We start from the raw sequence: 17,160 nt of genomic DNA on the forward strand, positions 1-17,160 counted from the left end.
CCCGGCACTGACATCGCAATGTCGGTGGGCCAAGTGCCGGAACGCTTGCGCCGCACCCTAGTTGGGGGTGGGGCGGTCGTCAGCCGGATGGGCCAGCGGTCACTCGATGGAATGGCTTTGGGGAAAGCTGCTGACGTCGTCCGGCGGTGGACGGGGCCAATACCGGGTGCCGGGACGGGGTGCGGTCAGGCTCCGGACGCCGCCTTCGCGGCGATGTCCGTGCGGTGCTGCGAGCCGTCGAGGCGGATGCGGGAGACGGCCGCGTACGCCCGCTCCCGGGCTTGGGCGAGGTCTTTGCCGGTCGCCGTCACGGACAGCACGCGGCCGCCCGCGCTCACGACCGTGTCGCCATCGCGCCGGGTCCCGGCGTGCAGGACGTACGCCTGGGGCTCGTCCTGGGCCGCGACCTCGTCGAGGCCCTCGATCGGGTCACCCGTGCGGGGCGTCCCGGGGTAGTTGTGCGAGGCGATGACGACCGTCACGGCAGCGTCGTCGCGCCAGGTCAGCGGCGGTTCGACGTCGAGCGTGCCGTTGGCGGAGTGCAGGAGCACGCTCGCCAGCGGGGTCTTGAGGCGGGCCAGCACCACCTGGGTCTCGGGGTCGCCGAAACGGGCGTTGAACTCGATGACGCGGACGCCGCGCGAGGTGATCGCCAGACCGGCGTACAGCAGACCGGAGAACGGCGTGCCGCGACGGCGCAGCTCGTCGACGGTCGGCTGGAGCACGGTCGCCATGACCTCGTCGACCAGCTTGGGGTCGGCCCACGGGAGCGGGGAGTACGCGCCCATGCCGCCGGTGTTCGGGCCCTCGTCGCCGTCGAGCGCGCGCTTGAAGTCCTGCGCGGGCTGGAGCGGGAGCACGGTCACGCCGTCGGTGATCGCGAAGAGGGAGACCTCGGGGCCGTCGAGGAACTCCTCGATGACCACGCGGTCGCAGGCCAGCGCGTGCTCGCGGGCCTCATGGAGGTCGTCGGTCACGACGACGCCCTTGCCGGCGGCGAGGCCGTCGTCCTTGACCACGTACGGAGCGCCGAAGGCGTCCAGGGCCGTGTCGATCTCTTCGGGCGTGGTGCAGACGTAGCTGCGGGCGGTGGGGACGTTCGCGGCGGCCATCACGTCCTTGGCGAACGCCTTGGAGCCCTCCAGCTGGGCGGCCTCCTTGGACGGCCCGAAGCAGGGGATCCCGGCCGCGCGCACGGCGTCGGCGACGCCCGCGACGAGCGGCGCCTCCGGGCCGACGACGACCAGGCCGGCACCGAGCTCGCCGGCCAGCCGGGCCACGGCCGCGCCGTCGAGGGCGTCGACGGGGTGCAGCTCGGCCACCTCGGCGATGCCGGCGTTGCCGGGGGCGCAGTACAGCGCGGTGACGTCGGGATCGAGGGACAGAGAGCGGCACAGGGCGTGTTCGCGGGCGCCGCCGCCGATGACGAGGACCTTCACGGTGTGCAGCCTAGCCCGCGCGCCGCGCTCCCCCCGCCGGGCTACTCGTTCGTGAACTCCTCGACGACCGTCGCACCGAGCTCCCGGACGATCAGGTCGTGCCCGGAGAGGGCCGAGTCGACGAGGTCCGGGTCGTCCTCCTCCGGTACGTCGTCCTCGATCGCCATCGGCGGGGGCGGGGGCGGCGCAGGTGCGGGCGCGGGATCCGGGGCCGCCCGGTACGCCGCGCCACCGGTGGCGCCCTGGGCGGGGTCCGGGCGCTGGGGGGCGGCGGGCGGCGCGGCCTGCTGGGCCTGCGGGGCGGGGCGCGGAGCGGGGGCCGGAGCGGGGGGCCTGCCCCCGAATCCGCCTCCTCCGCCGCCGGGGGGCTGGGCCCCGCCGCCACCGCCGCCGCCGGACGGGTCGACGACCGACTCGATCTTCCACTGCACGTTGAAGGACTCGGCCAGCGCCTGCTTGAGCACGTCCTCGCTGCCGCTGCTCGCGAAGTTGTCGCGGGCGCCGGCGTTGATGAAGGCGATCTGGAGCGTGGTCCCGTCGAAGCCGCTGACCTGGGCGTTCTGGCTGAGCAGGATCCAGGTGAAGCGCCGCCGGTTCTTGACGGCCTCCAGGATGCCCGGCCACATGTTCTGCACCTGCAGGGCGCCCTGCGCGGCCGACGGCGAGACGGCGGGCGCGGCAGCAGCCGCGGCGGGATCCGCCGCAGGCGCCGGGGCGGGCGCGGGCTGCGGCTCGGGCCGGCCCTGACCGGGAGCGGAGGCGGTGGGCCACCCGCCGGGCCGGCGCTGGCCGGTGTCCTGTCCGGCACCGCCGCCACCGGGGCCGCCCGAACCGGGCCACGCGCCGGGGCGCTGGCCGCTGTCGGGAACAGGAGAGGCCTGCTCGGCGACCGGAGCCGGTGCGTGGGCGGGGGCCGCCGCTGCGGGCATGACGGGCGTGGGAGCGGCCACCGGCGTGGGGACGATCCCGGCCGCCCCATGTGCCTCGGGGCCCGGTACGTACCCCATCGCGGGCCCGGGGGCCGCCGCCGCGGCCATGAACGCGCCACCCGCGCCGCCGCGCTCCAGCCGGTCGAGGCGCGCCTGGAACGAACGCTCGTCGTCGAATGCCGCGGGCAGCAGCACGCGGGCGCAGATCAGCTCCAGCTGGAGCCGCGGCGACGTCGCCCCGCGCATCTCGGTGAGCCCGGTGTTGACCAGATCGGCGGCGCGGCTCAGCTCGGCCGCGCCGAACACCGACGCCTGGGCCTGCATCCGCTCCACGACGTCGGCGGGCGCGTCGATCAGGCCCTTCTCGCGTGCGTCGGGGACGGCGGCGAGGATCACCAGGTCCCGCAGCCGCTCCAGCAGGTCGGCCACGAAGCGCCGGGGGTCGTTTCCGCCCTCGATGACCTGGTCCACGACCTCGAACGCGGCGGCTCCGTCCCCCGCGGCGAACGCGTCCACGACGGAGTCGAGCAGCGAGCTCTCGGTGTACCCGAGGAGCGCGGTCGCCATGGCATATGTCACACCGTCGTCGGCCGCGCCGGCGAGCAGCTGGTCCATGACGGACATCGAGTCACGCACGGAACCGGCCCCGGACCGCACGACGAGCGGCAGCACGCCGTCCTCGACCGGGATGCCTTCCTTGCCGCACACCTCACCGAGGTACTCCCGCAGGGTGCCCGGCGGCACCAGACGGAAGGGGTAGTGGTGCGTACGCGAACGGATCGTGCCGATGACCTTCTCGGGCTCCGTCGTCGCGAAGATGAACTTGAGGTGCTCCGGGGGCTCCTCGACCACCTTCAGCAGGGCGTTGAAGCCCGCCGGGGTGACCATGTGGGCCTCGTCGATGATGTAGATCTTGTAGCGGCTGCTCGCCGGGCCGAAGAATGCCTTTTCCCGCAGGTCACGGGCGTCGTCCACGCCACCGTGCGAAGCGGCGTCGATCTCGATGACGTCGATCGATCCCCTGCCGTTGCGGGCCAGGTCGACACACGACTGGCACACGCCGCACGGGGTGGGGGTGGGGCCCTGCTCGCAGTTCAGACAGCGGGCGAGGATGCGGGCGCTGGTCGTCTTTCCACAGCCCCGCGGCCCGCTGAACAGGTACGCGTGGTTGACCCGGTTGTTACGCAGGGCCTGCTGCAGCGGGGCAGTGACATGCTCCTGCCCGATGACCTCGGCGAACGACTCGGGACGGTAGCGGCGGTAGAGCGCAAGGGACGACACGTATACGAGGTTATCGGGACCCACCGACAACCGGACCCGCCCAACGCAAGCGCCCCCCACGCACCCGCCAGAGCTCACTTACCCTTGCTGCCTTCCGGCCCTGGGGGAGTTCGGTGAGATAGCGCCACGTGAGGGGCTGGCCCCCACCCTAGCGGATCGCGCCCCGGGAAAACGACCCGGACCCCGACCTGGCGGCGACCACGAGGAACGCGTTCGCGAGCACTCCTCAACGTCTTGTATTGTTTGCGGCGGAGGATTCGCCTAGTGGCCTAGGGCGCACGCTTGGAAAGCGTGTTGGGGGCAACCCCTCACGAGTTCGAATCTCGTATCCTCCGCCAGTGCCTCACCGGGCACTTGAAGGCCCCGACCGGGAAACCGGCCGGGGCCTTCTGCGTTCGTAGTCTCAGTTCGAGTCTCGCTTATTTGCCTCATAACCGGACGCTTCCCCGCGTTCCGGCCTCGATGGCCTATCCCCCGTACTCCCAAGGGTTCAGCAGGAGTGCGCCTGATCGCGCCAGATGCTTGATGTTGCGGCTCACCAGCGTCCAGCCGTTCGCCAGGGCGGTGGCGGCGATCAGCGCATCGGGTGGATCGATACTGGTCCCGGCACTCTTGAGCCTCCGGTGGAGAGCGAGGTAGGCGAGTGCCTCCCGCTCGCCAACTGCGGCGATCCGGTCGCGGTACTGATCACGGATGTCTGTGAGTGCCAGCTCGAAAGCGGTACGCCGCACTGGATCAGGTGTTCCCTCGATGCCTGCTTCGATCTCCGCGACCGTGATGACGCTCAGGTAGAGGGCAGGAGACGGAACCGAGCGAGCCCAGGCAACGACGGCCGGGGCGGGCTTCGGCCGGGTGGTGATCTCGGCGACCACACTGGTGTCGAGCAGATAGATCACTCGCCGTCTGCCGCATCGTCGTAGGGCCGCTGCCCGAACTCCAGACCCTCGAACGGGGCCGCCGTAAGCCGCTCAAGGAATCCGTCGCTGCCCAGGGTCGCCCAGCGGTGAAGCATGTCGGGCAAGGCATCGATGTCGGTGTCGGCCAGCTCGGCATCGAAGTGCCCAAGCTGGTGCTCGGGCAGAGACTCCCGGATCTCCCGGATCGTCCGTAGTGGATGGGACTCCTCGGGTCTGCGCGGCGGGAGCGGCAGGTTCGGGGCAGTGCTCATGATCGGCTCCTCCACGCTGTGGTCACGGGCTCATGCCTGAAGACCACCCTAGGCCGGGCAGCCCTGGAGAGGGTCGGAAAAGCCCCGAATCCGAGCTTCGACGGGTCTCATCCGCCGAGTCACCGCCGACTGTGTGTGGCAGCCGCCGTCCGCCGGCGACAGCGATGCCCCTTTGGTTGGAACCAGCCGAACGAAGCTGCCGGGCTGGTCACAATGGGGAGCGCCACCCTGTAGCCGGTTTCGTGACACGTCTCGTGCACCACGCCATTGGTACATGGCGGAGATCAGCCGTCGTCCCCTCCACCGAAGGTAGCGAATGACGCAGAGCGCAGCCGCCCGAGCCGGACGCTTCCACACGGGGCGTTTATCCAAGGGACTGCCCCAGGCCCTGGATGCCTGGCGTGTCACCACCGACGATGCCGATGTAGCCGTCCGTGTCGCCGGCTTCCTGGGTGGCGAACCTCGACCGAACGAAGGGACAGGAGGAACGGGCCCTGCCTACGAAGTGATGACGAGCCGCGAGAGCGTACACGTTCTCCTGGACGGGCCCGACGCGGTGGCGGCACACATGGTCCTCCGGGGCAGTACGGGCATCATCCACGAGTGCGACGGCGTGGAGTTCCTGTCACCGGAAGAGAAGAGGGGCCAGCCCTGCGGCTGCCCTCCACTGCTTGAGGACAGGAAGCTGGCGGCCCGGGACGGGCGCGGCCCGATGCCCTCCGTCGACATCACCTTCCGGATCGCAGCGGCACCCGGGCTCGGCGCATTCCACTTCATGACGCACTCGTGGCAGATGGCCGCGCAGCTCTCCCACCTGACGGACGCGCTGGAGCGGGTCAACGGCCCGGCCATCTGCGACCTCACCCTGGAGCTCGTCGTCTACACGACCAAGGCGGGGAGAGGCGTCTGCTATCGAAAGCCGGTGGTCACGGTGCTCGGCAGCCCCTACACTGTTGCGCCCGAACCCCAGCCGACGGCCGAACCCACGCCTGCTCCGGCAGGTCGGACAGATCGCCGCCATCGCGAGGCAAGCGCTCCAAGGCCGGGATTCCTCACTCACCTGACCGGTTCCGACCGTCTCGCAGTGATCACCGGCAGCCGGGGCAGGCTGGTCTCAGTCCTGGTCTCGTTCACCTCCGTTCGAGAGTGTTCGGACGGGTCTGGACCGAACGGTCCGACGCAGGCCAGGACGGACACGGCCCCCTCTGGACGTCCGTACGAACATTTGGAAAGCGTGTTGGGGGCAACCCCTCACGAGTTCGAATCTCGTATCCTCCGCAGTCGCCTGACCAGGCGAAACGAAGAACCCGGACCGCTCAGCGGCCGGGTTCTTCGGCATGCCCTGGTCTCATTCGCAGTCTCGGTCATCTCCGGCATTCACGACATCTCGTACGGCACTCCACTCCATCAGCAGCTCGCTCTCCGCGGGTGAACTCCACGCCGAGTACCGCCGACGGACCATCGAATGCGCAATCCTTGGCTCGGCCCGGGGGTACTCCGGTCCCCAGCCGCGTTCCCATCCTTGCGAGGTGCTCTCGATGACGTCCCGGTCCACGCTGACTGCCTGGTTGGCCGGCCTCGACGCCGCACAGCTGGCGCGCGTACTCGGCACAAGGAAGGACGCGGCGGCGCCACCGGAGCCGCTCTCCGTGGAGGAGTTGGCGGAACGTCTCCTGCGGCCGGGCTCGGTTGCGCTCGTCCTGCCGCGGCTCCCCCTGCCGTACCTGCAAGTGGCCGAGGTCCTGGCCGCCTGGGGGACACCGTTGACACACGGCGCTCTGGTGAAGGCGCTGGGAGCGACAGCACCCACTGCCGCTCGGAAACTGGACGGCGTGCTGGCGGCTCTGGCCGATCACGCTCTGGTGTGGCCGGACTGCGACGGGAGGCTCCACATGGCCGCACCGTTGCGGCAGGCGTGGGATGCGCCCCTGGGGCTGGACGCTCCGTTGGAGGAGCTGCTGGAAGGCGTGACCTCAGAGGAACTGCGCGGCATGCTCGTGGCACTGGGCATCAAGCCGCCCGGCACCAGGCAGCAGCGCACGGCCGCTGTCCTGGAACACCACGGCGATCTGCAGCGTGTGGCCTCCCTGATCGCGAAGGCCCCCGCGGCCGCCCGGCAGCTACTTGAGCACCGGGCGAAGTCCGCACCCCGGCACAAGGAATTCATCGTGTTCGGAGCTCCCGTGGCCGATACCCGGCCGGGCGAGCGATGGGCCCTGGACCGGGGGCTCCTGATCCGGAACCGCAACGGATACGGGCTGGCCCGTATGCCCGCCGAAGTGGCGCTCACTCTGCGCGGGGCGGACTGGCATGCCCCGTTCGAGCCCGCACCGCCCGCCGCGGAGCTGGTGCCCGTCCCCGCGGTGGAGGTGAACAGGGAGGCAGCGGCAGCGGCCACGGCGTTCGCTGCCCACGCCGCCTCGGTCCTATCGGCCTGCTCGTCGGCTCCACCGGCCCGGCTGAAGTCCGGCGGGATCGGCGCGCGCGTACTGGCTCGGATCGGCAAGGCTGCACAGGCCGACGACGCCGTGCTGCGCATCGCCGTGGAGACCGCGTACTCGGCAGGACTGCTGGCCGTGGACGGCGACCGGGTCGCGCCGACCGAGGAGTACGACACCTGGGCGGTGCGGGCACCCGCGGAACAGTTCGCCGTGCTGCTTCAGGCATGGCGGGACCTCCAGTTCACCCCCTCACAGGCTCGCGACACGGACGGCAAGTCGCTGCCCGCCGTGGCCGGAGCGCTTGCCTGCGACGGCTGCTTGCAGGCACGGCATGGGCTGCTCACTGCGGCGGCGATGCTCCCGGAAGGGCAGGGGCTGAAGGTCGCCACGGATCTGGGCGCCCTCGTGGCGTGGCACCGTCCACTCGCTCATCCGGCGCCCCAGGACGAAACACCGTTCGCCGCCGCTGTCCACGAGGCCGAGCTGCTCGGCGTCGTCGCCCGGGGCTCCCTCTCCCCGCTCGGTGCGGCCCTGCTGAGCGGTGGCGCGGAGGAACTGGCCGCTGTATGCCGACAACTGCTGCCCAAGGCCACCGAAACAGCCCGGTTCGGCAGCGACCTGACGGCTGTCGTCACCGGAACGCCCTCCGCGCGCGTCGCGGAGCTCCTGGATTCGACCGCCGATCGGGAGGTCAGTGGCACTGCCTCGGTGTGGAGGTTCTGCGGCGACAGCATCCGCCGGGCCCTGGACGCCAGCCGCACACCGGACGAAATCCTGGCCGAGCTGAACGCCATCACCGATGGTCCCCTACCGCAGCCCTTGTCCTATCTCATCGCCGACGCCGCCCGCCGTCACGGCCACGTGCGCATCGCTCCTGCCGTCTGCGTCATTCACGGCGACGACCCGGCGCTCCTGACCGAAATCGCCGCCCACCGCGGACTCTCCTCGCTCGGGCTGCGACAGCTCGCCCCGACAGTACTCGTCAGCGGCAGCCCACCCGAGAAAACCCTCACCGCGCTCCGGAACCAGGGCTATGCCCCCGTCCCCGAAGACACGGACGGAACCGTACGCATCGAGAAGGTGGCGTCTCGACGGGCTGCCGCCGTTCCGCCCCCGCGGAAGGCCACGACCAAGGCCGACATCAGACGCTCGGCGCACCGGGCGGCGGAAGCGTCGGCCGCCATCGAGACGTCCGCCCTGGTGGCCCGGCTCCTGACCGCTCCGCCCACCGCCCCGAAGCCCGATCCTTTCGGCACCGGGGTCGCCTTCGATACGGATACCGAGGAGATCGTCGCCGGGTACGCGAAGCAGTTGACGTACACCGACGTCCGCCAGCTGGCTCACGCCATCGACGCCGGTACGGCCATCACGGTCGAGTACGTCGCCGCGTCGGGAAGCGACACCGTCCGCACCCTCAGCCACCTCGACCTGGACCCGCCCTACCTCGAAGCATGGTGCCATCTGCGTGACGCCGAACGTGTCTTCACGCTCTCCCGCATCCACAGCGTCATGCCGGTCTAGGGCCAGGTCGAGCCCGAGGTCAGCGCTGAAGGCCGAGGAGCAGGCGAACGGAGTCCTCCACGCGGTGCAGCTCCCCCGGAGCCCCGGACCCGAAGACGGAATATGGAAAGCGTGTTGGGGGGCAACCCCTCACGAGTTCGAATCTCGTATCCTCCGCACTTGCCCGCCAGGGCAGACGAAGGCCCCGACCGGTTCGCCGGTCGGGGCCTTCGTCGTGTGCCGCCGGTGAGGTCACCGGCTCCGAGAGGTGGGCGGGTCAGCAGTTGTCCGGGGCCGGCCGGCCCGCGAAGCGGTCCGCGATCCAGGTCAGGTACTGCTTCTCGGCGACGACGGGGATCGTCTGGTGCGTCGCGCCCTTGTACTTCGTGTACTGCACCGGCTGGTTGAACTCGCAGGCCCGGTGGACGTACTGGGTGGTCGAGTGCGGGTTGATGACCGTGTCCGCCGTCCCCTGCACGACCAGCACCGGGGCGACCGTCGTGGCGTGGCCCGGGGTGTTCTCGCGGAAGCGCTTGTGCCAGGCGCGCGGCACCTCCCGCAGCGGCTTGAACAGCGTGTCGAGCTTCCCGTTGTTCCCGACGTTGTTCTGGATCACGTCGGAGAAGTGCTCGATGCACGCCTCCCCGTCACCCTTGAGGGCCTTCAGCCCGGCCGGCTTCAGCACGTCCGCGGCCCTCAGCTCCGGATAGGCCGCCAGGAAGCCCCGGTAGACGTTGATCCGCAGCGCCGCGTTGTGGGAGGCCGAGGTGGCGCTGGCCGGCTCGGGCGGGACCAGGCCGGTGAAGTCCGGCCCCAGGTTGGCGGCGGGCGCCAGTCCGGCCACGCCGACCAGCCTGGTCTCGGGGGTGTACGTGCGGACGTTCTGGCCGATGAACATCGCCGCGCCGCCGCCCTGCGACCAGCCCAGTACCGCGGTCTTGTGGTTGGCGTGGGTGTCGGTGATCTGCCGCGCCGCGCGGACGGAGTCGAGGACGTTGTTCGCCTCCGTCGCCCCGACGACGTACTGGTGCACGCCGGGCGTACCCAGCCCCTGGTAGTCGGTGCCGACCACGACGTCGCCGGAGCCGAGGAACTGCGTCAGCGCCGGCACGCCGACGTCGATCCCCCACGGACTGTCGTACGTGAAGTAGTCCACCAGGTCGACGGCCGGGTCCGGCACGGCGGAGGGCGCGCACATGCGCGGGCCGCCGACGGTGCCGTGGGCCCAGGCCACCACGTTGCGGCCGCCGCGCGGTGCCGGCTTGTCGGGCCAGGCCACGATGCCGGAGACGGCGACCGGGGCACCGCTGTGGAGAGTCGAGAGGTAAAGGATCCGGCAGGCCCTCGCGCCGTCGGGGGCGTTCACTTCACGGGCCCAGAGCAGGTCACCGTGCTCGCCCTCGGGCAGCGGCGACGGGGGGTCGTAGAAATCCTTGCCCTCCGGACCGACCGGGACGCCCGGTGCGCACTGCCCGTTGCCCCTGACCTCGTCCGACGTGGCCGGGTGCGCGGCGGCGGTGCCGCATCCCAGCGCGAGGATCGCGGCCACACCGGCCGCGGTGATCGCCGAAAGCCTTCGTCTCATCTGATTGTCCGTTCACTCGGTGCCGGACCAGAGACTAGGGAGGCGAGTGTGGATTGTGAGGGATTATGACGTTGTGACGGGTTTGTGTCCTGTAGGGGGTGCTCGGGTCCGCCGGCTGTGCGATTGGTCCGCCGTGCGCGCGTCAGTGCCTCAACGGCATTCCCCGGAGCGCCAGTTCACCGCCGTACGATGGGCTTCCGGCATGCGGCGCGACCAGCCGTGTGACGACGTTGAACGGCCCTGGGCCGGACCATGCGGAGCGGGAAAGCGTGTGGCGGCCCAGCGGTGACAACTCGGGGAATGGGACAGCGATGGACAGCACACTCGGTGAACAGATCATGCTCCTCTCTCTCGACGACGACACAGGTGTCGGTCAGGAGACGACGAGGACGGGGCTGGCCGTGACGGGGGCGGCGCTAGTGGAGCTGGCGCTGGCGGGTCGGATCGCGGTGACGAAGGGCGAGGTCGTGGTGCTCGACGCGGCTTCCGTCGGCGAGCCGGTCCTGGATGCGGTGCTTGCCGCCCTCGCGGGCCGGGAGAAGCCGCGCAAGGCCCGTGCCTGGATCGAGCTGCTGCAGAAGGACGCCGTGCGGGCGGTGCGTGAGCGGCTGCTGGAGCGGGGGCTCGTCCGTGAGGAGAAGGCCCGGGTGTGGGGGATCTTCCCGGCCCGCCGCTACCCGGAGGCCGACGGGAGCGTGGAGCGTGACCTGCGGGGCACGCTGGACGCGGTCGTCCGGGGAGGTGCGGCGCCGGACGAGCGGACCGTCGTACTCCTGGCGCTGCTGCACGGCGCCGGGCTCCAGAAGCTGGCCTTCCCGGAAGCGTCGGCCAAGGGGCTCGACCGGCGCCTGGCCGAGCTGACCGAGGGTCAGTGGTCGGTGGCCGTGGTGCGGGACGCTGTGCTGGCGGTGCAGGCCGCCACCGTCGCTACGATCGCGGCGGCCACTGCGGTCATCTGATCGACCGGGGCGTGCGGGGTGCGGGGCGTGGGCCGGCTGCAGTGATCTACGGCCACGGGGCGGTACGTCGCCCCGGGCTCGGTGCCGGGGCCGCTCTTGGTGCCGGTGCCGGTCGTGGTGCCGGTTTGTCGTCAGGCCGGTTTGTCGTCAGGTCGGTGGCGCCGGTGCCGTTCCGGTGAGGTGCTTGAAGTAGAAGCTGCAGGGCCTGAGCGTGCCGGCGGGATCGGCCGCGTAGCCGGGGACCGTGCCGTAGTGCGTCCAGCCCGCGGTGCGGTAGAGGTGCTCGGCGGGGCTGTCGGTCTCCGTGTCCAGGAGCAGGAGCGTGGCGCCCGCACGGGTGGCCTCCCGCTCGGCGGTGGCGAGGAGGGCGCGGCCCAGGCCCTGGCCGCGCGCGGTGCGGTGGACCATGAGCTTGACCAGCTCGGCGCGGTGCCGGCTGTTGGGCTTGGGGCTCAGCGCCAGCGCGAAGGTGCCTTCGATGCCGCTGGGGCCCCGGGCCGCCCAGACGGTCAGGCTGCCGTCGTCCACCGCCGGCTGCTGGGCGGCCCACCAGGCGGCGGCCTCGTCCGGGCCGAACGGGGCGAGGAAGCCTACGGACGCGTTGTCGTCGACCGCGTCCGCGAGCACGGCGGCCAGGTCCTCCACGCTGTGTCGGAATTCCTCGGCGGAGAGGGCGGTGATGGTGTGGGTTCGGATGTCCGCGCCGGTCATGGCTGGACCACCGTCACCACGTAGCGGGCACCGGTGGGTGCCGGGCAGCGGAAGCGTGACGGGCCCCAGAGGCGGAAGCGCAGGCAGTCGCCGGTGCGGAGCTCGTGGACGTCGTCGCCCGCCGTGATCTCCAGGGCACCCTCCAGGACCCAGATGTGCTGCTCGATGCCGGGTACCGGCGGTCCGTCGTACGCGATGTCCGCCCCCGGGCGCAGGACGCCCTCGACGAGTTCGGCCCGCAGGCCGGGGTGGGGCGGGGACACGGATCGGCGGGTGAAGCCGGACTCCTCGTCGCGCCACACCGACTGGGCGTCGGCGCGGACCAGTTGCGGCGGCTCCGACTCGACCTCCGCGAGCAGGCGCGACATCGTTCGGCCGTACACCGCGCACAGGCTCCCCAACAGGGACGCCGTCGGGCTGATCTCGGCGCGTTCCAGTCGGGAGAGCGTGGAGCGGCTGACGCCTGTACGGGTGGCCAGGTCGTCCAGCGACCAGCCCTGTTCTACGCGCAGGGCGGAGAGCCGGTCTGCCAGGCGGGCCGCGATGGTTCTCACATCCGGGAGGGTATCTCAGATCTGGGAATCGAGGAGCCTCCCGGCGAAGGACAGGTGTGCGGCTGTGGTCGCCAGCACCTCGCCCAGGAGGACGGGGTCGGGGGTGGCTTCGGTGCCGCCGGTTCGTTCGCAGCGGCCGCACAGCGTCATGCCGAGCACCGCGCGCCACTTGGCGTGCGGGATGCCGCACGCGTCGCAATCGTCGTACGAGTCCATGACCCCCACCCCGGAGCTGCCGACTTTGGGGAATCGTTCCACGGGGGTCTGACAGTCATGCCGGGGTGGCGTTGGCGGCCTGCTTTTCGGGGGCGTCGGGGTCGGTGCCGCGCCGGGGCGTCTCCTCCCGGCACCGGGACAGGTGCGGGGGGCTGCCCGGCCCCAGCGGCGGGGCGTCCACTCCTGGTGGCGGTTGCCGTTGTCCCGGCGGCTGGGGCGTCAGAAATCGTCGCAGCTGGCGGTTGCGAATCTGCCGGTGGCGGTGGCGGTGGCGGTCCTCGGTTCGTTCTCGTCCACCGTCACCGAGCAGGTGGCCGTGCCGCCGGAGGCTCCGATGGTGACGGTCAGCGAGCCGCCCTTGACCAGGCCGGTCGTGTCGACCTCCTTGCGCCAGGGAAGACGCGCGTCGGTGACGGTGTTCGAGGAGGCGTCGCCGTCCCGCCAGGTCGTGTACGCGAGGGTGACGTCCCTGGCGTCGCCCGTCACGGCGTAGCGCACCTTGACGGTCCGGGTCGACTCCTCGTCGACCACCGTGGCGATCGTGGCGATGACGGCGATGCAGCCGCCGGCGAACAGGAGCAGCATTCCGAGCAGGATCCAGGGCCAGATCCGGCGCCTGCCGGGCGGTCCCGGCCGGCCGGGGGGCGGGAGGCCGCCGTCCGGGGGGCGGGGTCCCCACTGCTGGCCGCCGGGGGGCGGGGGTGGCGCTTGGGACATGGGCTGGTCCTTCCCGAGGGTCGCCCTTCGATGATTGACCGGGGTGCGCCCGCGCGCCCGGCGGGCGTGTGCGCGCGGGCTTCCTCTGGGTGATCATCGGAGGATGAGTCCTGAGATCCGCCTCGCCCAGCAACCGGAGGCCGACGAACTGCTCGGCCGCAGCCCGCTCGCCGATCTGATCGGCATGCTGCTCGACCAGCAGATCCCCATGGAGTGGGCGTTCGCGGGCCCGTACACGATCGCCCAGCGGCTGGGCGGTGACGATCTCGACGCGCACGAGATCGCCGCGTACGACCCGGAGGCCTTCGTCGAGCTGCTGTCGGCCAAGCCGGCCGTGCACCGCTATCCGGGGTCGATGGCCAAGCGCGTGCAGCAGCTCTGCCAGTACCTGGTCGACGAGTACGACGGCGACGCGACCGCGCTCTGGCGCGACGTCGCCACCGGCAAGGAGCTGCTGGCCCGCCTGAACGCGCTGCCGGGCTTCGGGAAGCAGAAGTCGCAGATCTTCCTGGCCCTGCTGGGCAAGCAGCTCGGCGTACGGCCGCACGGGTGGCGGGAGGCGGCGGGCGCGTACGGCGACGAGGGCTCGTACCGGTCCGCGGCGGACATCACGGGCCCGGAGTCGCTGGCGAAGGTCCGCGCGTTCAAGCAGGAGGCCAAGGCGGCGGCGAAGAAGGCCGCGCCGAAGTGACCGGCGGACAGCGGCGTACTCCGAACGGGGGAATGCCCGCCCGGTCCGCTCCGCCCGCCCGTGGGGCGCGCAACACCGTGCCACATCGCCGGAGTGGGTTGTTCCGCTCGTGACTTGCTCCCGGTCCGGCACCGAATACGACGTTTGCACCCCGTCCTCATGGCTGCGCCCGGAGCCGCTTGCCCGGTAGGCTTTCCGTGTGATCTTCAAGCGCATCGGAAACGGCCGGCCGTATCCCGACCACGGCCGGGAAAGCACCCGGCAGTGGGCGGATGTCGCGCCGCGCCCGGTCCGCCTCGATCAGCTGGTGACCACCAAGGGCCAGCTGGATCTCGAGACACTGCTGGCGGAGGACTCGACGTTCTACGGCGATCTCTTCGCCCACGTCGTCAAGTGGCAGGGCGACCTGTACCTGGAGGACGGGCTGCACCGCGCGGTCCGGGCCGCGCTCCAGCAGCGCCAGGTGCTGCACGCGCGCGTCCTGGAGCTCGACTCCATGTGAGGACCCGAACAGCTGACCCAATTAGGCCTTACGGGTTGGCCTGTCCGGTGTCATTGATCATTTAGTAGGCATCATCACCGCGGCGCACTACGCTGCGCCCATGAGCATGCTGACTCCCCCCGGCATGGGCGGAAAGTACCGCATCACGGGCGACAAGTTCCCGCGCATGCGCCGTCCCCGGAACCGGCGCAGGACCATCCTCGTGGTGGTGTCCTCCCTCGTGGCCCTCGGTCTGGCCGGCTGGGGGACGCTGCAGCTCATCGACGTGTTCACCGGGGGCGCGAAGGAGACCTCGGCCGCCGGGCGCGTGAAGCGCTGCGACAAGGCGGCCGCGCCGTCCGCGCCCGCCCGGGCCGCCGCCCTGCCCAAGCCGCGCGCGATCAAGGTCAACGTCTACAACGCGACCAAGCGCAGCGGTCTCGCCAAGGAGACCGCCGACGAGCTGAAGAAGCGCGGGTTCACCGTCGGGAAGGTCGGCAACGCGCCGCCGGAGTACGACAAGAAGGTCAAGGGCGCCGGGATACTGCTGGGATCGCCCAAGGCGGTGTCCGGGGTCATGCCCGTGCTGGGTACGCAGCTCAAGGGCGCCGCGCAGAAGGCCGACGCCCGCAAGGGCGCCGACGTGGACCTGATCCTGGGCTCCGGTTTCAAGAGCCTGACGACGAAGAAGGCCGCGGACAAGGCCCTGGCCGCTCTGGCCAGGCCCGCGCCCGCGCCCTCCGCGAAGTGCTGAGACGGACCGTCGGCTAGCCGGCGGTGCCGTACATCCGGTCGCCCGCGTCGCCGAGGCCCGGAACGATGTAGCCGTGCTCGTTGAGCCGCTCGTCGACCGAGGCGGTGACGACGGTGACCGGCGTGCCGGCCAGCTCGCGCTCCATGACCTCGACGCCCTCGGGCGCGGCGAGCAGGACGACCGCCGTGACGTCGTCCGCGCCGCGCTTGATGAGCTCGCGGATCGCCGCGACCAGCGTGCCGCCGGTGGCCAGCATCGGGTCCAGGACGTACACCTGGCGGCCGGAGAGGTCCTCCGGCATGCGCGTGGCGTACGTCTCCGCCTGGAGCGTCTCCTCGTTGCGGATCATGCCGAGGAAGCCGACCTCGGCGGTCGGCAGCAGCCGCACCATGCCGTCGAGCATGCCGAGACCGGCGCGCAGGATCGGTACGACCAGCGGGCGGGGGTGGGAGAGCTTCACGCCCGTCGTCGCCGTCACCGGGGTCTCGATGTCGACCTGTTCGGTGCGCACGTCCCGGGTGGCCTCGTACGCGAGCAGGGTGACCAGCTCGTCGGCGAGGCGCCGGAAGGTAGGGGAGTCGGTGCGCTTGTCGCGCAGCGTGGTGAGTTTGTGCGCCACCAACGGGTGGTCGACGACGTGGATCCGCATGACGTCAACAGTAACCGGGCACACGGACCGCTCGCGCTGGCATCAACCCGCAGGCCGGAGGGAAGGTGGGGTGGGGGACAGACGCGGGCTTGGGGTGGTGTGGCCGATGCCGGACGCGGACCGGGAGCGGAAACCGGGGCAGGAACCCGGAGAGGAACAGCGGGAGACCACCGAGGGCGACCGCCGGCGGCGGCGCGCCCAGTTCCTGCGCGAGCTGAACGAGGCGAAGGCGCTGCGTGAACGCGTACAGCCGCGCCGGGCCCGGGCGGCCCGGATGCGGCAGCAGATGCGGATGCGCACGTTCCGCTGGTAATGGGCCTTCTCGCAGGACTGGTACACGACGCAAGAGCGGAAGACCTCTCGCGGAACGCTTTCTTCTGCCACGATTCCGAAGTGGGCGGGGCTCGGAGCTGCGAAACGGTTTCTCCCCGACCTCAGCGTCACCCTCCGGCCGGGAGGAACTCCAACCGGCACTTCTCAAGACCAGTGGGAGAGTCACGGTGTACTTCGCCGCACTGCTCGCGCGCACCGAAGACGGGTGGAAAGCGAGCGACACGGAGCTCGACGACGTGGAAACCCTGTCGGACCTGACCGATCTGGCCCGTGAGGCCACGGTCGACGACGACACGGTGATCGTCTTCATCGAGCAGGAAGACGCATGGTTCGGCCTCGTCCGGGTGGACGGCGAGGAGGACCCGCGCATCTATGTCTCCGACGCGGCCGCGGCCGCCCGTTCCTCGTACGGGGAGATCCTGCTCACCGACGAACTGCTCGGCCGGGACCCCGAGGACCCGGACGCCCTGGAGGAGCTCGTCGATCTCGACGGCACCGAGGACGGGGAACCGGACGGGGAGACCGACGACGACAACGACGAGGAGGAGATCAGGGCGGACGACGGCAGCGTCGTACCGGCGGGTCCGCTCGGGGAGACGGCGGTCCTCGCGGACCTCGGCCTGTCCGAGAAGGAGCTGCTGGCGCTCGGCACGGACGCGCTCGCGGAGATCGCCGACGCCCTGGGCGCCGCCGACGTACTGGAGACCGTCCAGTAGTGAGCCCGGCAGTGACTGAGGACCAACGACCGGAGT

General features: G+C 71.1%; 18 protein-coding genes, 1 tRNA gene and 1 other RNA gene. 9 read left to right on the plus strand and 11 right to left on the minus strand.

All coding sequences use genetic code 11. The features are described 5' to 3' along the window. Positions 1–185: 185 nt before the first annotated feature. The 3 genes from purD to ffs form a co-directional block, all read right to left on the minus strand. Complete coding sequence (purD, locus tag IE185_RS27425; RefSeq protein WP_138898885.1) at positions 186–1,439, minus strand: phosphoribosylamine--glycine ligase; 1,254 nt, start codon at positions 1,437–1,439, stop codon at positions 186–188. Between the two features lie 41 nt (positions 1,440–1,480). After that, on the minus strand, positions 1,481–3,649 hold the full coding sequence (locus tag IE185_RS27430) for a DNA polymerase III subunit gamma and tau (RefSeq protein ID WP_189716209.1): 2,169 nt from the start codon (positions 3,647–3,649) through the stop codon (positions 1,481–1,483). A 42-nt stretch (positions 3,650–3,691) separates the two neighbouring features. After that, positions 3,692–3,790, minus strand: an RNA gene (gene ffs / locus IE185_RS27435) — signal recognition particle sRNA small type. Positions 3,791–3,899: 109 nt separating this feature from the next. On the opposite strand from ffs, the gene IE185_RS27440 reads away from it, so the two are divergent. Then, a tRNA-Ser gene (locus tag IE185_RS27440) sits at positions 3,900–3,987 on the plus strand. A 129-nt stretch (positions 3,988–4,116) separates the two neighbouring features. Here the strand turns inward: IE185_RS27440 and IE185_RS27445 are convergent. Together IE185_RS27445 and IE185_RS27450 are read right to left on the minus strand one after the other, a co-directional pair. Continuing rightward, positions 4,117–4,545 (minus strand): type II toxin-antitoxin system VapC family toxin, encoded by a 429-nt coding sequence (locus tag IE185_RS27445; RefSeq protein WP_138896176.1) that lies wholly within the window; start codon positions 4,543–4,545, stop codon positions 4,117–4,119. Further along, positions 4,542–4,817 carry a hypothetical protein gene (locus tag IE185_RS27450; RefSeq protein WP_167519087.1) on the minus strand — a complete coding sequence of 92 codons (276 nt, stop codon included), beginning with the start codon at positions 4,815–4,817 and terminating at the stop codon, positions 4,542–4,544. Before IE185_RS27450 ends, IE185_RS27445 begins: the two co-directional genes overlap by 4 nt. A gap of 316 nt (positions 4,818–5,133) precedes the next feature. Between IE185_RS27450 and IE185_RS33315 the strand changes: the two genes are divergently transcribed. Further along, on the plus strand, positions 5,134–6,249 hold the full coding sequence (locus tag IE185_RS33315; RefSeq protein ID WP_229843727.1) for a recombination directionality factor: 1,116 nt from the start codon (positions 5,134–5,136) through the stop codon (positions 6,247–6,249). 106 nt (positions 6,250–6,355) lie between these two features. Beyond that, positions 6,356–8,779: a helicase C-terminal domain-containing protein gene (locus IE185_RS27460; protein WP_138896177.1), complete on the plus strand. Its 2,424-nt coding sequence runs from the start codon at positions 6,356–6,358 to the stop codon at positions 8,777–8,779. A 256-nt stretch (positions 8,780–9,035) separates the two neighbouring features. Here the strand turns inward: IE185_RS27460 and IE185_RS27465 are convergent, their stop codons facing one another. Further along, on the minus strand, positions 9,036–10,343 hold the full coding sequence (locus IE185_RS27465; RefSeq protein ID WP_138896178.1) for a lipase family protein: 1,308 nt from the start codon (positions 10,341–10,343) through the stop codon (positions 9,036–9,038). Positions 10,344–10,654: 311 nt separating this feature from the next. Here IE185_RS27465 and IE185_RS27470 point away from each other — a divergent pair, with 311 nt between their 5' ends. Then, positions 10,655–11,302 carry a GOLPH3/VPS74 family protein gene (locus IE185_RS27470; RefSeq protein ID WP_138896179.1) on the plus strand — a complete coding sequence of 216 codons (648 nt, stop codon included), beginning with the start codon at positions 10,655–10,657 and terminating at the stop codon, positions 11,300–11,302. 147 nt (positions 11,303–11,449) lie between these two features. On the opposite strand, the gene IE185_RS27475 is transcribed toward IE185_RS27470, so the two are convergent. From IE185_RS27475 to IE185_RS27490, 4 genes are all read right to left on the minus strand, one after another. Further along, positions 11,450–12,013 (minus strand): GNAT family N-acetyltransferase, encoded by a 564-nt coding sequence (locus tag IE185_RS27475; protein ID WP_138896180.1) that lies wholly within the window; start codon positions 12,011–12,013, stop codon positions 11,450–11,452. After that, the gene (locus tag IE185_RS27480; RefSeq protein WP_170198320.1) at positions 12,010–12,558 is read right to left on the minus strand and encodes a helix-turn-helix domain-containing protein; all 549 of its coding nucleotides are present in this window, start codon (positions 12,556–12,558) and stop codon (positions 12,010–12,012) included. The genes IE185_RS27475 and IE185_RS27480 overlap by 4 nt, the downstream gene beginning before the upstream one ends. A gap of 24 nt (positions 12,559–12,582) precedes the next feature. Further along, positions 12,583–12,783 carry a hypothetical protein gene (locus IE185_RS27485; RefSeq protein ID WP_138896182.1) on the minus strand — a complete coding sequence of 67 codons (201 nt, stop codon included), beginning with the start codon at positions 12,781–12,783 and terminating at the stop codon, positions 12,583–12,585. A gap of 219 nt (positions 12,784–13,002) precedes the next feature. Next, positions 13,003–13,500: a hypothetical protein gene (locus tag IE185_RS27490; RefSeq protein ID WP_189716211.1), complete on the minus strand. Its 498-nt coding sequence runs from the start codon at positions 13,498–13,500 to the stop codon at positions 13,003–13,005. A 103-nt stretch (positions 13,501–13,603) separates the two neighbouring features. On the opposite strand from IE185_RS27490, the gene IE185_RS27495 reads away from it, so the two are divergent. The 3 genes from IE185_RS27495 to IE185_RS27505 all read left to right on the plus strand — a co-directional run bounded on the left by IE185_RS27495 (position 13,604) and on the right by IE185_RS27505 (position 15,426). Beyond that, a complete protein-coding gene (locus IE185_RS27495) occupies positions 13,604–14,191 on the plus strand; it encodes an HhH-GPD-type base excision DNA repair protein (RefSeq protein ID WP_138895408.1) in 588 nt (195 codons plus the stop codon). A 199-nt stretch (positions 14,192–14,390) separates the two neighbouring features. Further along, positions 14,391–14,693 (plus strand): type II toxin-antitoxin system VapB family antitoxin, encoded by a 303-nt coding sequence (locus IE185_RS27500; protein ID WP_138895407.1) that lies wholly within the window; start codon positions 14,391–14,393, stop codon positions 14,691–14,693. Between the two features lie 100 nt (positions 14,694–14,793). Then, on the plus strand, positions 14,794–15,426 hold the full coding sequence (locus tag IE185_RS27505) for a LytR C-terminal domain-containing protein (protein WP_138895406.1): 633 nt from the start codon (positions 14,794–14,796) through the stop codon (positions 15,424–15,426). A 13-nt stretch (positions 15,427–15,439) separates the two neighbouring features. Here IE185_RS27505 and upp read toward each other — a convergent pair whose 3' ends face one another. Next, complete coding sequence (gene upp, locus IE185_RS27510; protein WP_138895405.1) at positions 15,440–16,075, minus strand: uracil phosphoribosyltransferase; 636 nt, start codon at positions 16,073–16,075, stop codon at positions 15,440–15,442. A gap of 106 nt (positions 16,076–16,181) precedes the next feature. On the opposite strand from upp, the gene IE185_RS27515 reads away from it, so the two are divergent. Together IE185_RS27515 and IE185_RS27520 are read left to right on the plus strand one after the other, a co-directional pair. Next, positions 16,182–16,388 (plus strand): hypothetical protein, encoded by a 207-nt coding sequence (locus IE185_RS27515; RefSeq protein ID WP_138895404.1) that lies wholly within the window; start codon positions 16,182–16,184, stop codon positions 16,386–16,388. Positions 16,389–16,575: 187 nt separating this feature from the next. Continuing rightward, positions 16,576–17,124 (plus strand): tRNA adenosine deaminase-associated protein, encoded by a 549-nt coding sequence (locus tag IE185_RS27520; RefSeq protein WP_138895403.1) that lies wholly within the window; start codon positions 16,576–16,578, stop codon positions 17,122–17,124. Positions 17,125–17,160: the final 36 nt, after the last annotated feature.

It is taken from the genome of Streptomyces chryseus (genome assembly GCF_014650755.1).
GTDB classification, from domain to species: domain Bacteria; phylum Actinomycetota; class Actinomycetes; order Streptomycetales; family Streptomycetaceae; genus Streptomyces; species Streptomyces chryseus.

Excerpts from the sequence above, each read along its gene's own strand:
- IE185_RS27515 (WP_138895404.1), top strand. The coding sequence starts at position 16,182 with ATGCCGGACGCGGACCGGGAGCGGAAACCGGGGCAGGAACCCGGAGAG.
- IE185_RS27485 (WP_138896182.1), bottom strand. The coding sequence starts at position 12,783 with ATGGACTCGTACGACGATTGCGACGCGTGCGGCATCCCGCACGCCAAG.
- IE185_RS27475 (WP_138896180.1), bottom strand. The coding sequence starts at position 12,013 with ATGACCGGCGCGGACATCCGAACCCACACCATCACCGCCCTCTCCGCC.
- IE185_RS27465 (WP_138896178.1), bottom strand. The coding sequence starts at position 10,343 with ATGAGACGAAGGCTTTCGGCGATCACCGCGGCCGGTGTGGCCGCGATC.
- IE185_RS27495 (WP_138895408.1), top strand. The coding sequence starts at position 13,604 with ATGAGTCCTGAGATCCGCCTCGCCCAGCAACCGGAGGCCGACGAACTG.
- IE185_RS33315 (WP_229843727.1), top strand. The coding sequence starts at position 5,134 with ATGACGCAGAGCGCAGCCGCCCGAGCCGGACGCTTCCACACGGGGCGT.
- upp (WP_138895405.1), bottom strand. The coding sequence starts at position 16,075 with ATGCGGATCCACGTCGTCGACCACCCGTTGGTGGCGCACAAACTCACC.
- IE185_RS27505 (WP_138895406.1), top strand. The coding sequence starts at position 14,794 with ATGAGCATGCTGACTCCCCCCGGCATGGGCGGAAAGTACCGCATCACG.
- IE185_RS27460 (WP_138896177.1), top strand. The coding sequence starts at position 6,356 with ATGACGTCCCGGTCCACGCTGACTGCCTGGTTGGCCGGCCTCGACGCC.
- IE185_RS27490 (WP_189716211.1), bottom strand. The coding sequence starts at position 13,500 with ATGTCCCAAGCGCCACCCCCGCCCCCCGGCGGCCAGCAGTGGGGACCC.
- IE185_RS27470 (WP_138896179.1), top strand. The coding sequence starts at position 10,655 with ATGGACAGCACACTCGGTGAACAGATCATGCTCCTCTCTCTCGACGAC.
- IE185_RS27450 (WP_167519087.1), bottom strand. The coding sequence starts at position 4,817 with ATGAGCACTGCCCCGAACCTGCCGCTCCCGCCGCGCAGACCCGAGGAG.